The sequence below is a fragment of the Sphingomonas sp. R-74633 genome, assembly GCF_013416555.1.
In the GTDB taxonomy this organism is placed as follows: domain Bacteria; phylum Pseudomonadota; class Alphaproteobacteria; order Sphingomonadales; family Sphingomonadaceae; genus Sphingomonas.
The window spans coordinates 569,836-584,423 of sequence record NZ_JACCFG010000003.1; the positions used below are offsets into that span (position 1 = coordinate 569,836).

Below are 14,588 nucleotides of genomic sequence, written 5' to 3' on the forward strand. Positions count from 1 at the left end.
TACAGTGTCTACGCCGCCTTTGCTTCGAAGTTCCCGAGATCCTCGGCGATGCGGCGATTGAGGTCGTCGCGCAGCATCTTTGCGGCGAAACCGATCGCGGTATCGACGCCGAGTTCGTTGGCGCTGCCATGGCTCTTCACGACGATGCCGTTGAGGCCGAGGAAGACCGCGCCATTATGGTTGTTGGGGTCGAGATGGGTGCGCAGCAGCTCGGTCGCCGGCTTGGAGATCAGGAAGCCGATCTTCGAGCGGGTCGAGCTCGAAAAGGCGCGCTTGAGCAGGTCCGCCACGAAGCGCGCGGTCCCTTCGATCGTCTTCAGCGCGATATTGCCCGAGAAGCCGTCGCACACGATCACATCGACTTCGCCGCGCGACAGCTTGTTGCCTTCGATGAAGCCGCGGAAATCGAGGCGGAGATGCTCGGCGGCGCGCAGCTCGGCGGCGGCCTCACGGATATTGTCCGTGCCCTTCATCTCTTCGGTGCCGATGTTGAGCAGCGCGACGCGGGGATTTTCCAGGTCGAGCGCGGTGCGCGCATAGGCGGCACCCATCACCGCGAACTGGACGAGGTTGCGCGCATCGACTTCGGTATTGGCGCCGAGGTCGAGCATCACCGTGTCGTTGTCGCCGAGAGTCGGCATCAGCGCGGCGAGCGCGGGGCGATCGATTCCCGGCATGGTGCGCAGCGACAGCTTGGCCATCGCCATCAGCGCCCCGGTATTGCCCGAAGAGACGGCGGCGCCCGCCTTGCCCTTCTTTACCAGGTCGATGGCGATTCCCATCGACGTGGTCTTGGCGCGCCGAATCGCCGCGCTCGGCTTCTCATCCGAGGCGACGACGTCCGGTGCGTGGACGATTTCGGAGGCGGCCGTCAGATTCGGGTGGTTCTTCAGACCCTCGCGGATCTGTGCCTCGTCACCGACGAGGATGAACTCCATGCCTTCGAATCGACGGCGCGCACGGGCGACACCGGCGAGCATCACCGCAATTCCCTCGTCACCGCCCATCGCATCGACGGCGATTCGAGAGGAATTCGTCATACCCGCATGCCCCCGCGCGTTTCGGCTCAGTCTTCGGCCGAAACGATCTCGCGGCCGTTATAGTGGCCGCACGAACCGCACAGCACGTGCGGACGCTTCAGCTCGCCACAGTTCGGGCATTCCTGGAATGCCTGCGGCACCAGGGCGTCATGAGCGCGACGCATGCCACGCCGCGACGGCGAGGTCTTTCTCTTGGGAACGGCCATTTCGGCACCTTCTAACGAAACCAAAGTCTAAATCGCGATACGCCCACAGGGTCCAGCGGGCAAGCGACGGAGGGATCCGGCGCTCGCCGGACCAGGAGACGGTCACGAAAGCGAGTGCGCGCGTATAGCGATTCTTGCAGGGGAAGCAAGGGAGTGTAGGAGTGATCCCCTTGGAGGGGACACCTTATATGATCCTATTACCCGTAACGCTCTGCACCGCCGGCGCCGCCGCCGTGATCAACTTCTGGCTCGGCCTGCGAATCAGCCGGCTGCGACTCGCCGAGAAGATCTTCGTCGGCGATGGCGGCGACGACCGACTCGTCCGCCGCATGCGCGCGCAACTCAACTTCGCCGAATATGTGCCGCTGATTCTGGTGCTGCTCGCGCTGGTCGAGCTGGCGGCGGGCACCAGCATCTGGCTGTGGGGTGTCGGCGCGGCGCTGATTGTCGGGCGCATCTGCCACGCCTTCGGCATGGACGGCTGGGGGCTCGGCCGCCGAATCGGCATCGCGCTCACCATGCTGACGATGCTCGGCCTGGCTGCCTATGGCATCTATATCAGCCAGACTGCGCAGGCGGCCCCGACCACCGTCTTCAAGATCGGCCCGAAGAACTAGGCCTTGGCGAGCACCGAATCGGCCACGAAGGGATTCGTCTTCCGTTCGTGGCCGAAATTGCTCAGCGGGCCGTGGCCGGGCACGAACACCGTCTCGTCGCCGAGCGGCCAGAGCCGCGTGATGATCGCGTCGATCAGGTCCTGGTGATTGCCCATCGGAAAGTCGGTGCGCCCGATCGATCCCTGGAACAGCACGTCGCCCACCGTCGCGAACTTCGATTCGGGATGGTGGAACACGACATGGCCCGGCGTGTGGCCGGGACAGTGATAGACGTCGAGCGTGAGGTTGCCGATCGTTACCTGGTCGCCATTCTCCAGCCAGCGATCGGGCTCGAACACGGTGCCGCGAATGCCGTAGTTGCGCCCGTCCTCATCGAGTCGCGCGATCCAGAAGCGATCGGCCTCGTGCGGCCCTTCCAGCGGCACGCCCAGTTCCTTGGCGAACTCGCCGGCGGCGCCGCAATGATCGATATGGCCGTGCGTGACGAGGATCTTCTCGACTGTCACCCCGTGCTGCTTCGCCGCAGCGCGCAGCTTGTCGAGATCGCCGCCCGGATCGACGAACGCACCGCGCATCGTCTCGGTGCACCACAGGAGCGAGCAATTCTGCTGGAGCGGAGTGACCGGGATCACCGCGGCGCGCATCGGAGTATTGGACATGGTCGCGAGATAGGGCCCGACTTGCCGCACGGCAACATGGGCTTGCCGTCGGCGGCGCGGGGTTGCATGCGGGTCGTGGCATGACTCTGCCCGACACTCCCTTCGTGCTGCTCGATGACGCCCGCCCCGGCGGCGCGGGTGCGCGACTCTATTATGATGTGCAGGAAATCGTGCAGGCGGAGATGCCGGGCGACGTCGCGGCCGCGCTGGCGAAGCTGCGCGCAAGCCAGGGCCATCGCGCCGGCTATCTTACCTATGAAGCCTCCTCCGGCATCGAGCCGCGCGCGGCGACGCAGGAAGGCACCGCGCCCTGCCTGTGGTTCGGCAGCTTCGCCAAGTGCGAGCCTGTCGATCTCGAAACGCTGCTCCCCGATCCCGCCGGCGCCTGGGCCGGCGCGCCGGTCCCGCGGACCAGCCGCGCCGCCTATCAAGGACAGTTCGCGCGTGTCGCCGAATATATAAGAGCCGGCGACATCTATCAGGCCAACCTCACCTTCCGAGCCGACGTGCCCTTCGCCGGACATCCGGCAGCACTCTACGCGCTGCTTCGCGGGCGCGCGCGTGCGGGCTATGGCGCGCTGGTCTTCACCGGCAGCCGCTGGATCCTGTCCTTCTCGCCCGAACTGTTCTTCACGCTGGGCGACATCGGCTTCACCGTGAAGCCGATGAAGGGCACCGCGCGCCGCGGCGCCACGCCGGCCGAGGACGACGCCCTCGCCGCCCAGCTCGCCGCCGATCCCAAGCAGCGCGCCGAGAATCTGATGATCGTCGATCTAATGCGCAACGATCTCACCCGCGTCGCCCGCCCGGGGACGGTACGCGTGCCCTCGCTGTTCGAAGTCGAGCGCTACCCGACGGTCCACCAGATGGTCTCGACGGTCGTCGCCCAGCCGGCCGACGGCATCACCGCGGTCGATGCGCTCTCCACGCTCTTTCCCTGCGGCTCGGTCACCGGCGCCCCCAAGCTGCGTGCGATGGAAGTGATCGCCGAGGTCGAGGGCGATGCCCGCGGCGTCTATACCGGGTCGATCGGCGCGATCGCGCCCGGCGGCTCGGCGCTGTTCAACGTGGCGATCCGCACATTGACCATAGATCAGGGGGCGACACGCGCGCTGCTCGGGTTAGGATCGGGCGTGGTTGCTGATTCGAACGCCGCGGAGGAATGGGACGAGTGCCTGGCCAAGGGCGCCTTCGTCACGTCCGGTGAAGCGCCATTCGACCTGATCGAGACGATGCGCTTCGATCCGCTCGCCGGGCTGGTGCTGCTCGAGCGGCATCTGGCGCGGATGAAGGCGAGCGCCAATGCCTTCGGTTTCGAGTTCGATCGCCATTCGGCGCGCAACGAGCTGCAGGCCGCGACCTTCCGTCTTCGCGCGCCCGCGCGCGTGAGGCTCCTCTTGGCTCCCTCGGGCGCCATCGCCATCGGCATCGCGCCGCTGCCCGAAGCGCCTTCGGGCCCGGTCCAGGTCGCGATCCAGCCGCGCAAAGTCGCGCGGGACGACTTTCGCCTTGCCCACAAGACCAGCCGCCGCGGTTTTTATGACGAGGCGCGCAAGGCCTCGGGCGCCTGGGAAGTGCTGTTTGCCGATGCGGACGGCTATCTCACTGAGGGCAGCTTCACGTCGATCTTCGTCGAACGCGGCGGCACCCTGGTCACCCCGCCGCTTGCCCGCGGGCTGCTTCCGGGGGTGCTTCGTGCCGAGCTGATCGAGAGCGGTCGCGCGGTTGAGGGCGACCTCAGTGCAGCCGATCTCGCAGGCGGCTTTTACGTCGGAAATGCGCTCCGGGGATTGGTTTCAGCCGTAACGGTTGCGGAGGCCGTAAACGCGGCCCTATAGGCGCGGCGTCTCCCCTTCGGAAAAGGCGCCTTTCATGCAGACCTCGGCCGCGCTCAATCGCATCCAGCCCTCCGCCACGCTCGCGATGACGAGCCGGGTGTTCGAGCTGAAGCGCCAGGGGATCGACGTGATTGGCCTCGGCGCCGGCGAGCCCGATTTCGATACGCCCGACTTCGTCAAGGAAGCCGCGATCGAGGCGATCCGCGCGGGCAAGACCAAATACACCAATGTCGACGGCACGCCCGAGCTCAAGCAGGCGATCGTCGCGAAATACGCGCGCGACAATGGCCTGACCTATGCCGAGAACCAGATCAGCGTGAACTCGGGCGGCAAGCACACCTTGTTCAACGCCTTTTGCGCGACGATCGACGCGGGCGACGAAGTCGTGATCCCGGCACCCTATTGGGTCAGCTATCCCGACGTCGTCGAGTTCGCCGGCGGCAAGCCGGTCTTCATCTCGGCCGGCGCGGCGCAGGGCTACAAGATCCAGCCCGAGCAGCTCGAGGCCGCGATCACTGCGAAGACCAAGTGGGTCGTGCTCAACTCGCCGTCCAACCCGACGGGTGCGGCCTATAGCGCTGCTGAGCTGAAGGCGCTGGGCGAAGTGCTCGAGCGCCACCCGCATGTGCTGATCTATGCCGACGATATGTACGAGCACATCCTGTACGACGGCTTCGAGTTCGCCACGATCGCGCAGGTCTGTCCGTCGCTGTTCGACCGCACGCTGACCGCCAACGGCGTGTCCAAGGCCTATGCGATGACCGGCTGGCGCATCGGCTATGCCGGCGGCCCGGCCTGGCTGATAAAGGCGATGGGCAAGCTCCAGTCGCAGTCGACCTCGAACCCGTCGAGCATCTCGCAGGCCGCTTCGGTGGCGGCGCTCAACGGCGACCAGAGCTTCCTTGCCGAACGCGTCGCCGCCTTCCAGGGCCGCCGCGATCTCGTCGTGTCGATGCTCAACCAGATCAACGGCATGACCTGCCCGCGTCCGGAAGGCGCATTCTACGTCTATCCCGAGTTCGAAGCGCTGATCGGCAAGACCACGCCCAAGGGGGTGAAGATCACCACCGACGAGGAGATGGTCACTTATCTGCTCGACGATGCGCGGGTCGCGGCGGTGCATGGCGCGGCGTTCGGCTTCTCGCCGGCGCTCCGCATCAGCTACGCAACCTCGGAGGCTTTGCTCACCGAGGCATGCGGCCGCATTCAGGAAGCCTGCGCGGCCTTGCGCTGAGGCCTTCGAAGCCCGACATTACGGCCATGCTCAAATGGTCGATCCCCGTTGTCGCGCTCCTGGGAGCCGCGCTGTTCCTTGCCCCTGCGTCGAGCGCCGTCGAACGCGCCGTTCCGGTGCCCGTGCCTGCGCTCGATGTGAAGCCGAGCAAGGGCGAACAGGTCGCGGTGTTGGCCGGCGGCTGCTTCTGGGGGATGGAAGCGGTCTTCCAGTCGGTGAAGGGCGTCCATTCGGTAACCACCGGCTATGCCGGCGGCACCGCCAAGACCGCCACCTATGCCCAGGTCTCGACCGAGCGAACCGGCCATGCCGAAGCGGTGCGCGTCGTCTATGATCCGCGCAAGGTCAGCTACGGCACGCTGCTGCGCATCTATTTCTCGGTCGCGCACGACCCGACCCAGCTCAACCGCCAATATCCCGATACCGGCCCCAGCTATCGCTCGGCGATCTTCCCGCAGGATGACGAGCAGCGCGGCGTCGCCGCCGCCTATATCGCCCAGCTGACCAAGGCGAAGGCATTCCCCAAGCCGATCGTGACCAAGCTCGAGACCGGCGCCTTCTACCCGGCCGAGGCCTATCACCAGGACTTCTTCTGGCGGAACCCGACGCACCCCTACATCGTGCGCTACGACAAGCCCAAGGTGGCTGCGTTCCGCAACGCCTATCCGATGCTGGTGAACTAAGCCTGTTCGCCGATCGTGCGGATCAGCCGGGCCGGGTTGCCCCCGACCAGGCTGTTCGGCGGCACGTCGCGCGTCACTACCGAGCCGGCCGCCACCACCGAATTCTCGCCGATCGTCACCCCGCCGATGACCATCGCGCCGGCTGCGATCCAGACGTTGCGCTCGATCACGATCGGTGCCGCGGTTACGCCGTCGCGTCGCTGCGCAGGCTCGATGGGGTGGCCGGAGGTGATCAGGCTCACATTGGGGCCGATCAGCACGTCATCGCCAATGGTGATCCCGCCCAGGTCATACATCGTGCAATTCTGGTTGATGAAAACGCCACGTCCGATGCGGATATTCTCGCCGCCGGTGGTGTAGAAGGGCGGGATCAGCGAGAAGCCGTCGTCAAGCGCCGCGCCGATCAGTTCGCCGAACACCGCGCGAATCTGTGCCGCGTCGTCATAGGCCAGTCGGTTGAGCCTCGGCGTGATCGCCATCGCCCGTTGCACGCTGGCGGCCATCGCGGCCGATTCCGGCGTCCTGCGGCGAATCATCCTGGCAGTGGTGTTCGACATTCGGCTCCCTCGCGCGGCTGATCCGTCAGCCTAGCCGCAAGGTGCCGACACCGGAATCCGCCGAATCAGATCAGCCCCAGCCCCGCCAGCTCGCCCATCAGCGCGGGCGGTAATTCGTCCAGTCCGGCCCCCGCCGCGCCCAGGTCCTTCGGCGCGTCCGCATCCTCGAGATAACGCCAGCCCTGGTGGGCGCGCTTGGGGCGGTTGGCGACCAGGATCAGCCGCGGCTCCATCAGGATCGCAGTGCGCCCGCCGTCCGCCTCGCCGAAGCCGATGATCGGCGTGCGCCCGATCAGCTGGTGCTTGAGGATCCAGAACAGCGAGCCCTGCCCGCCAATCTCTTCATGCCTTTTGGGCAGATAGCGCGTCGTCAGCTCCCATGGATTGCTCCGGGCGGCGAGGCGCTGGGCGAGATAGTCTACGGAGTCGCAACCGAAGGCGACCTTGGTCAGGTGAAGTGGCACGGCGCTAATCTGGGCGCTCTGCCCGCGCCAATCAACCGACGAGGCCGCTCGCGCTGGCCAGGCCCAGGAATGCGAGGAAGCCCATCGAATCGGTGGTCATTGTCACGAAGATCGAAGACGCCACTGCCGGATCGGCCTTCAACCGGTCGAGCGTGAGTGGCACGACCACGCCGGCCAGCCCGGCGATGAAAATGTTGGTCATCATCGCCGCCGCGATCACTCCGCCCAGTGCAGCATGGTGATAGAACAGGCCGACCGCGGTGCCGATCACCACTGCCACGGTCACCCCGTTGAGCAGGGCGATCGAGATTTCGCGCCGTATCGCTCGCATCGTGTTCGACTGGGTCAACTGGTTGGTCGCCAGCGCGCGCACCGTCACCGCCATGGTCTGGGTGCCGGCATTGCCCCCCACGCCCGCGACGATCGGCATCAGCGCCGCCAGCGCCACCATCTTCTGGATCGTGCCTTCGAACAGGCTGATGATCGTCGCCGCCACCAGCGCGGTGAGGAGATTGGTCAGCAGCCAGCGTACCCGGCCCTTGTAGCTGTCCAGAACCGGCTCGTTGATGTCGCCTTCGCCGGCGCCCGAGAGCAGCAGCGCGTCCTCGCCTGCCTCTTCGGAGATGATGTGGACGATGTCGTCCACCGTGATCATGCCGACAAGTCGCCCATTGGGATCGACCACCGCGGCGGAGATCAGTGCGTATTTCTGGAAGCGCAGCGCCACTTCCTCCTGGTCCATGTCGACCGGGATCAGCGTCTGCTCGCGCTTCATCACATCGCCCATCGAGACGACGCGTGGCGTACGCAGCACCCAGGAGAGCTGGCAGGTGCCGACCGGCTTGTGCGCCGGGTCGACCACGAAGATCTCCCAGAAATCGGTGGTGAGGTCCTCGTTCTTGCGCAGATAGTCGAGGACGTCGCCGACGCTCCAATGCTCGGGCACCGCGATCAGCTCGCGCTGCATCAGGCGGCCGGCGGACTCCTCGGGATAGGAAAGCGCTTCCTCGATCGCCGCACGGTCGTCCGGATCGAGTGCGCGGAGCACCTCGCGCTGATCCTCGACGTCCATGTCCTCGATGATCGCGACGGCGTCGTCGGTATCGAGTTCGGCGGCGATGTCCGCCACCTGGGTAGCGGTAAGCGATTCGACCAGCGCTTCGCGCACCCAGTCGTTCATCTCCGCCAGCACGTCGCCGTCGATCAGGTCGGCGATCGCGCTGACCAGCGCGGCGCGGTCCTCGGACGGCGTGAGCTCGACCAGATCGGCGATGTCGGCGGGGTGGAGCGGCTCGGCGAGTTCATGCGCACGCGCGGCGTCGCCGGCATGGACGGCATCGAGCACCGCATCGACGAATTGCGGCCGCAGCCGATCGTCTTCGTCGAGCTGGCCGACAGGCTCGGGTGCCAGGCTATCCGCCTGAAGTTCGGTCTCGCTCATCGTCCGACCTCCCTGTTTGGCCCCTGTCCCGCCGCTGCCACCCTATGGCGGGATTTGCAAGTCGCCGGAAGGCTGCTTACTTGCGGTGCAAATCGTTCTCAGGAGTAATATCGTGTCCGAACCGACCAAGCTTGTCATGACCCTCGATACCGGCGACGTGCATATCCAGCTGCGCCCCGATCTCGCGCCCAAGCATGTCGAGCGCATCGCCACCCTCGCGGACGAGGGTTTCTATGACGGCGTCGTGTTCCACCGCGTGATCGACGGCTTCATGGCCCAGGGCGGCGATCCCTCGGGCACCGGCATGAGCGGCTCGAAGCTGCCCAACCTCCCGGCCGAGTTCAGCCGCGAGCCGCATGTCCGCGGCGTCTGCTCGATGGCGCGCACGATGGATCCGAACAGCGCCAATTCGCAGTTCTTCATCTGCCTCGACGATGCGACCTTCCTCGACGGCCAGTACACCGTCTGGGGTGTCGTCACCGAGGGCATGGAGCATGTCGACGCGCTTCCCAAGGGCGAGCCGCCGCGCAACCCGGGCAAGATCGTCAAGGCCCGCACCGAGGCCTGAACCGAAGCAGAAGAACCCCTCCCCGTCCGGGAGGGGTTTTTTCTTGCCTATTCGACCTGCTCCGCATGGAGCGTCGCGATCAGCCAGTCGTGGAACAGCTTCACCGGCCGCGTCGTCAGTGCGCGCGGGCGGCAGACGAACCAGTAACTGTAGTCGCTGTCCACGGTCAGGTCGAAGAGCTGGACCAGCCGGTCGTCGCGCGCCGCCTCGAAATGCGATTCGAGCATGAACGCCACGCCCAGCCCCTGCGCCGCCGCCTCGAGCATCAGCGTGCCCGAATCGAAATGGTCGACCGCGGCAGGCTCGATCTCGGTTTCGGCGAGACCCGCTGCCGCGCGCCACGCGGTGAAGGTGTCCGCCATGTCGCGGTGCACAAGCGCGGTCAGCTTCGATAGCTGCTCCGGCTTGGTGATCGGATCGGGCCCCTCGAGCAGCGATTTCGCGCCGATCACATAGACGCGATTGCGGTCGAGTCGCTTGGCGTAGAGCGTCGGATCGATGTCGCGCGCCACCACGATCGCCGCGTCGAGCCCGTCGCCGAGCCGCGCCACCGCATGCGCGCCGGTGTCGACATCGAGGTGCAGCTCGGGGTGCTTGCGCTTGAGGTCACCGAAATGCGGCATCAGCCGCTGCGTCGCGAACAATGGCAAAAGACCAAGACGCAGGCGGAGCAGCTCGGTGCCGCTGGTCATCGTTTCCACCGCATCGGCCATGGTATCGAGCGCCGGGGCGATCATGCCGAGCAGCCGGTCGCCGTCATCGTTGAGCTTGAGCGCCTGGTGGCGCCGCTCGAATAGCGGCTTGCCGATGAAGCGCTCGAGCGCCTGGACGCGCCGGCTGAGCGCGGGCGAAGACAGCGCCAGCTCCTCGGCAGCGGCCTTGATGGAGCCCAGCCGTGCCACCTGCACGAAAGCCTCGATTGCCGTGAGGGGAGGAAGTCGTCGCATTTCGCTCTCTTTTTGTTGCGCTGCGTCATTATCCTTGGCGCGGGTTTCGCCCCACGCCAATGCCCTTTTGGGTGTAGCGCATATATCGCCCTTGTTATTCGCGATTGCAAGTTATGCACGCGTTAATGTTTATCTTCGCACTTGCACAAAAACCGGCCGCACTGCACAAAGCACGTGCCTTTCAGGCATCCTCTCCTAAAACTTTCCCGGCCGGTCCTCGTGATCGGCCTTTTTTTTGTTTGAACGATTCCCCACGTTCCGCGCTTCACGCCTGGGGAGAACAGAAAATGGCGGACGAAGAAGCGCAGCCGATCAAGCTGCAGGTTGCCAATGCCCGGCCCGAGGATAGCGGCCGCGGCCTTGCGCATCTGCCGCGCACGCTCATGGCGCGGCTCGGCCTCACCGAAGGCGATGTGATCGAGATCGTCGGCAAGCGCACCACCCCGGCGCTCGCCGTGCTCCCCTATGCCGAGGACGAAGGCCTCGAGATTCTGCGCATCGATGGCCTTCAGCGCGCCAATGCCGGCGTCGGCTCGGGCGATTTCGTCGAGATCCGCAAGGCGGTCTCGAAGCCCGCGACGCGCGTGGTGTTCGCCCCCGCCCAGCAGAATCTGCGCCTCCAGGGCAGCGGCGAGGCGCTCAAGCGCGTCTTCTTCCAGCGCCCGCTCGCGCAGGGCGACGTTGTCGCCACTGCCGGCCAGCAGCGCCAGGACATCCCGCCCCAGGTCGCCCAGTTCCTCCGCGCGCCCGCTTATGCGCTGCAGGAGATCCGCCTCACCGTGGTCTCGGCGACCCCCAAGGGTATCGTCCATATCGACGAGAATACCGAGGTCGAGCTGCGCCCCGAATATGAGGAGGCCAGCGGCGATGCGCGCCGCGCCGACGTCACTTATGACGATATCGGCGGTATGGCCGCCACGATCGACCAGCTGCGCGAGATGGTCGAGCTGCCGCTGCGCTATCCCGAGCTGTTCCAGCGCCTCGGTGTCGATCCGCCCAAGGGCGTGCTGCTCCATGGCCCGCCCGGCACCGGCAAGACGCGCCTCGCCCGGGCCGTCGCGAACGAATCGGATGCGCAGTTCTTTCTGATCAACGGGCCCGAGATCATGGGCTCGGCCTATGGCGAGTCCGAAGGCCGCCTGCGCCAGATCTTCGAGGAAGCGGCCAAGGCGGCACCGTCGATCGTGTTCATCGACGAGATCGATTCGATCGCGCCCAAGCGCGGCCAGGTCTCGGGCGAGGCAGAGAAGCGCCTTGTCGCCCAGCTGCTCACGCTGATGGACGGGCTCGAATCGCGTGCCAATATCGTCGTGATCGCCGCGACCAACCGTCCCGACGCAATCGACGAGGCGCTACGCCGTCCCGGCCGTTTCGACCGCGAGATCGTCGTCGGCGTGCCGGACGAGCGCGGCCGCCGCGAGATCCTCGGCATCCACACGCGTGGCATGCCGCTCGGCGACCGCGTCGATCTCGGCGAGCTCGCGCGCACGACCTATGGCTTTGTCGGCGCCGACCTCTCCGCACTCGCCCGCGAGGCGGCGATCGAGGCGGTGCGCCGGATCATGCCCAAGCTCGATCTCGACAAGGGCACGATCCCGCCCGAGGTGCTCGATACGCTCGCCGTCACCCGCGAGGATTTCCTCGAAGCGCTCAAGCGCGTCCAGCCTTCGGCGATGCGCGAAGTGATGGTCGAGGCGCCGCGCGTCCGCTGGGACGATGTCGGTGGGCTCGATGATGCGCAGATGCGCCTGAAGGAAGGCGTCGAGCTGCCCTTGAAGGACCCCGACGCGTTCCGCCGCCTCGGCATCCGCCCGGCCAAGGGCTTCCTGCTCTATGGCCCGCCCGGCACCGGCAAGACCCTGCTCGCCAAGGCGGTCGCGCGCGAGGCGGAGGCGAATTTCATCGCCACCAAGTCGAGCGACCTGCTGAGCAAATGGTATGGCGAGTCCGAGCAGCAGATTGCCCGGCTGTTCGCCCGCGCCCGCCAGGTCGCGCCCTGCGTGATTTTCATCGACGAGCTCGATTCGCTGGTCCCCGCGCGCGGCGGCGGCCTGGGCGAGCCGCAGGCGACCGAACGCGTGGTCAACACGATCCTGTCCGAGATGGACGGGCTCGAGGAGCTGCAGTCGGTGGTGGTGATCGGTGCGACCAATCGCCCCAATCTGATCGATCCGGCGCTGCTGCGCCCGGGCCGGTTCGACGAGCTGATCTATGTCGGCGTGCCCGATGCGGCCGGGCGTGAGCGCATCCTCAAGATCCAGACCGAGAAGATGCCGCTCGCCAGCGATGTCGATCTCAAGGCGGTCGCGAGCCAGACCGAGCGTTATACCGGTGCTGATCTGGAGGATGTGGTTCGCCGCGCCGGCCTGATCGCGCTCCGCGAGTCGCTCCAGACTAAGGAAGTGACCCAAGCGCATTTCGAAGCGGCGCTCGCCGATTCGCGTGCCACGGTCACGCCCGAGATGGAGGAGGAATATCTCGCCATGTCGGGCCGGCTCAAGCAGCAGGCCTCGGCGATCCAGCCGATCGGCTTCATCGCCCCCGGCATGCTTCGCGGGCACGGGCCGAAGGGCACGGACTGACCTTGGTCGTCACCCCCGGCGAAAGCCGGGGCCCAGGGTCACGGGCGATGTCCTGTTTGGCTCTGGGTCCCGGCTTTCCCGGGGTGACGATCACTTGGGGACGCGCCGCGTCGCCATCCACGCATAGACCAGCAGACACCCCAGCCACCCCGCCGCAGTGAGATAGGGCAGCGGCCGCCACAGCTCGTACAGCCCCACCCCCAGCGACGGGCCGAGCACAAACGCCGCGCCGTTCACCGACGTGACCTTGCCCGCCACCGAACCCTGCGCCTCGGGACCGACGCCCAGCGAAGCGCCGGCGGTGAAACCCGGCCGCGCCAGCCCCATGCCGAGCGCGAGCAGCGCATAGCCCATCGCGATCCCGTAGAGCGTCGTCGCTGTCCCCGTCGCGATGCAGCCGACCGCGCCCAGCGCCGAGCCGGTCAGGATCAGCGCGCGCGGCTTCAGGTCGAGCAGCGGGATCAGGCCCCATTGGGCGAGCAGCGACGATCCCGCGCCGATCATCAAAACAAGTCCCGTGGGATGAATCGCCTCCACCGGCGCCAGCTGCATCCGGTCGATGATCAGGAAGCCGATCGCTTGGCCGGTCATCGCCTGGGCATGGCCGATGATCAGCCCGGCAATGATCCAGGCGCGGATGCGCGGGTCGAAATAACGCACAGGCTGGCTCGGCTCGCTCGTCGCCGCGGTGACGTTGGCGCCGGTGCCCTGCCCGCCGATCGACGGATAGGAGATCGCCGCGCCATGCGCATTGCCCTCGTCCTTGGAAAGTCCGCGCGCCGCCGCGATCCAGATCACGATCCCGATCGCACTCGCGGCAAAGGCGGGTCCGGCGAGTCCGATCATCGGTCCGTCCGGCCAAAGCCGCCCCATCACCAGCAGCGGCGCGATCGCCGGGCCCAGGATCGTGCCGAGCCCGAAGGCCGAGGCGAGCAAGGTCAGCGCCTGCGTCCGCTCCGTGCGGCTGGTCCGCCCCGCGACGATAGCCTGCACCGCGGGCGGCGCGGCCGATCCGAATGTCCCGTAGATCACCCGCCCGGCGACAAAGGCGATGAAGGTCGCCACCGGTCCGAGCAGCCCGTTGATTCCCATCGCCAGGCACAGTCCGCAAATTCCCAGCGACACGGTAAAGCCGGCGATCCCGACCAGCACCATCGCGCGCCGCCCATGCCGGTCCGATCGGTTGGCCCAGAAGGGTGCGGCGATCACCCAGAGCAGCGCCGAGACGGAGAAGACCGCGGCGACCGCGCTGTCCGGCGCATGGAGTGAGCGGCCAAGCGCCGGCAGCACCGATTGCAGCGCGGTATTCCCCGCCGCGATGACGAGCATGACGGTGAAAAGCAGGCCGAAGGTCCGGTCGAAATGCCGAAGCTTCATTTCCGCTCCCAGCTATAACTGCGCCCGATCTCGGCGACGTGGAGCATGTACCATTTGTACCAGCGCCCGCGCCCGGCCTCGCGTGTCTCAGCATGGTCGGGATGCTTGCGCCACGCGACCGCGCTGGCTTCGTCGGCCCAATAGCTGAGCGTGATCGCATTGCCCGCAGCGTCGCCGACATGGTCGACGCCCCGATAGCCCGGCTGCTGCGCGGCCAGCGCGTCCATCGCGGCGGCGGCGATCGCATAGCCCTCGGCATCGTCGCCGGTGCGCTCGGAGATGAACAGGACGGCGGTTTGCCCGGTGCGATCCTCAGCCATGGCTCACCCGCTTAGGCAGTTTGTCCGTGCGCGCAAACCCGCTACCGCCTGCGAA

The 14,588-nt window shown here is 66.6% G+C and carries 15 protein-coding genes; 6 read left to right on the forward strand and 9 right to left on the reverse strand.

Features of this window, described 5'->3' with window-relative positions:
- Positions 1 to 8: 8 nt before the first annotated feature.
- Both plsX and rpmF read right to left on the reverse strand, forming a co-directional pair.
- Positions 9 to 1,040 carry a phosphate acyltransferase PlsX gene (gene plsX / locus HZY97_RS12950; protein ID WP_180144157.1) on the reverse strand — a complete coding sequence of 344 codons (1,032 nt, stop codon included), beginning with the start codon at positions 1,038 to 1,040 and terminating at the stop codon, positions 9 to 11.
- 26 nt (positions 1,041 to 1,066) lie between these two features.
- Positions 1,067 to 1,246, reverse strand: coding sequence for a 50S ribosomal protein L32 (gene rpmF / locus HZY97_RS12955; protein ID WP_180144159.1), 180 nt, complete (start codon positions 1,244 to 1,246; stop codon positions 1,067 to 1,069).
- Between the two features lie 188 nt (positions 1,247 to 1,434).
- On the opposite strand from rpmF, the gene HZY97_RS12960 reads away from it, so the two are divergent.
- Complete coding sequence (locus HZY97_RS12960; protein ID WP_180144161.1) at positions 1,435 to 1,863, forward strand: MAPEG family protein; 429 nt, start codon at positions 1,435 to 1,437, stop codon at positions 1,861 to 1,863.
- On the opposite strand, the gene HZY97_RS12965 is transcribed toward HZY97_RS12960, so the two are convergent.
- Positions 1,860 to 2,522 (reverse strand): MBL fold metallo-hydrolase, encoded by a 663-nt coding sequence (locus tag HZY97_RS12965; protein WP_306670062.1) that lies wholly within the window; start codon positions 2,520 to 2,522, stop codon positions 1,860 to 1,862. The genes HZY97_RS12960 and HZY97_RS12965 overlap by 4 nt on opposite strands.
- Before the next feature lie 80 nt (positions 2,523 to 2,602).
- On the opposite strand from HZY97_RS12965, the gene pabB reads away from it, so the two are divergent.
- From pabB to msrA, 3 genes are read left to right on the forward strand one after another with little or no spacing between them, the layout of a single operon-like run.
- Positions 2,603 to 4,360, forward strand: coding sequence for an aminodeoxychorismate synthase component I (pabB, locus tag HZY97_RS12970; RefSeq protein ID WP_180144163.1), 1,758 nt, complete (start codon positions 2,603 to 2,605; stop codon positions 4,358 to 4,360).
- Between the two features lie 34 nt (positions 4,361 to 4,394).
- On the forward strand, positions 4,395 to 5,594 hold the full coding sequence (locus tag HZY97_RS12975; protein ID WP_180144165.1) for a pyridoxal phosphate-dependent aminotransferase: 1,200 nt from the start codon (positions 4,395 to 4,397) through the stop codon (positions 5,592 to 5,594).
- Between the two features lie 26 nt (positions 5,595 to 5,620).
- Positions 5,621 to 6,277: a peptide-methionine (S)-S-oxide reductase MsrA gene (msrA, locus tag HZY97_RS12980; RefSeq protein ID WP_180144167.1), complete on the forward strand. Its 657-nt coding sequence runs from the start codon at positions 5,621 to 5,623 to the stop codon at positions 6,275 to 6,277.
- Here msrA and HZY97_RS12985 read toward each other — a convergent pair.
- From HZY97_RS12985 to mgtE, 3 genes are all read right to left on the reverse strand, one after another.
- Positions 6,274 to 6,834 carry a sugar O-acetyltransferase gene (locus tag HZY97_RS12985; RefSeq protein ID WP_180144170.1) on the reverse strand — a complete coding sequence of 187 codons (561 nt, stop codon included), beginning with the start codon at positions 6,832 to 6,834 and terminating at the stop codon, positions 6,274 to 6,276. The genes msrA and HZY97_RS12985 overlap by 4 nt on opposite strands.
- A gap of 65 nt (positions 6,835 to 6,899) precedes the next feature.
- A complete protein-coding gene (locus HZY97_RS12990) occupies positions 6,900 to 7,298 on the reverse strand; it encodes a DUF1489 domain-containing protein (RefSeq protein WP_180144172.1) in 399 nt (132 codons plus the stop codon).
- A 31-nt stretch (positions 7,299 to 7,329) separates the two neighbouring features.
- Positions 7,330 to 8,739: a magnesium transporter gene (mgtE, locus tag HZY97_RS12995; RefSeq protein WP_180144175.1), complete on the reverse strand. Its 1,410-nt coding sequence runs from the start codon at positions 8,737 to 8,739 to the stop codon at positions 7,330 to 7,332.
- A 136-nt stretch (positions 8,740 to 8,875) separates the two neighbouring features.
- Here mgtE and HZY97_RS13000 point away from each other — a divergent pair, with 136 nt between their 5' ends.
- The gene (locus tag HZY97_RS13000; protein WP_218943062.1) at positions 8,876 to 9,307 is read left to right on the forward strand and encodes a peptidylprolyl isomerase; all 432 of its coding nucleotides are present in this window, start codon (positions 8,876 to 8,878) and stop codon (positions 9,305 to 9,307) included.
- Positions 9,308 to 9,354: 47 nt separating this feature from the next.
- Here the strand turns inward: HZY97_RS13000 and HZY97_RS13005 are convergent, their stop codons facing one another.
- Positions 9,355 to 10,254: a LysR substrate-binding domain-containing protein gene (locus HZY97_RS13005; protein WP_180144181.1), complete on the reverse strand. Its 900-nt coding sequence runs from the start codon at positions 10,252 to 10,254 to the stop codon at positions 9,355 to 9,357.
- 287 nt (positions 10,255 to 10,541) lie between these two features.
- Between HZY97_RS13005 and HZY97_RS13010 the strand changes: the two genes are divergently transcribed.
- Positions 10,542 to 12,836 (forward strand): CDC48 family AAA ATPase, encoded by a 2,295-nt coding sequence (locus HZY97_RS13010; protein ID WP_180144184.1) that lies wholly within the window; start codon positions 10,542 to 10,544, stop codon positions 12,834 to 12,836.
- Positions 12,837 to 12,926: 90 nt separating this feature from the next.
- On the opposite strand, the gene HZY97_RS13015 is transcribed toward HZY97_RS13010, so the two are convergent.
- The gene (locus HZY97_RS13015) at positions 12,927 to 14,213 is read right to left on the reverse strand and encodes an MFS transporter (protein WP_180144187.1); all 1,287 of its coding nucleotides are present in this window, start codon (positions 14,211 to 14,213) and stop codon (positions 12,927 to 12,929) included.
- Positions 14,210 to 14,533, reverse strand: a complete 324-nt coding sequence (locus tag HZY97_RS13020; protein ID WP_180144190.1) for an antibiotic biosynthesis monooxygenase — start codon at positions 14,531 to 14,533, stop codon at positions 14,210 to 14,212. The genes HZY97_RS13015 and HZY97_RS13020 overlap by 4 nt, the downstream gene beginning before the upstream one ends.
- Positions 14,534 to 14,588 lie beyond the last annotated feature (55 nt).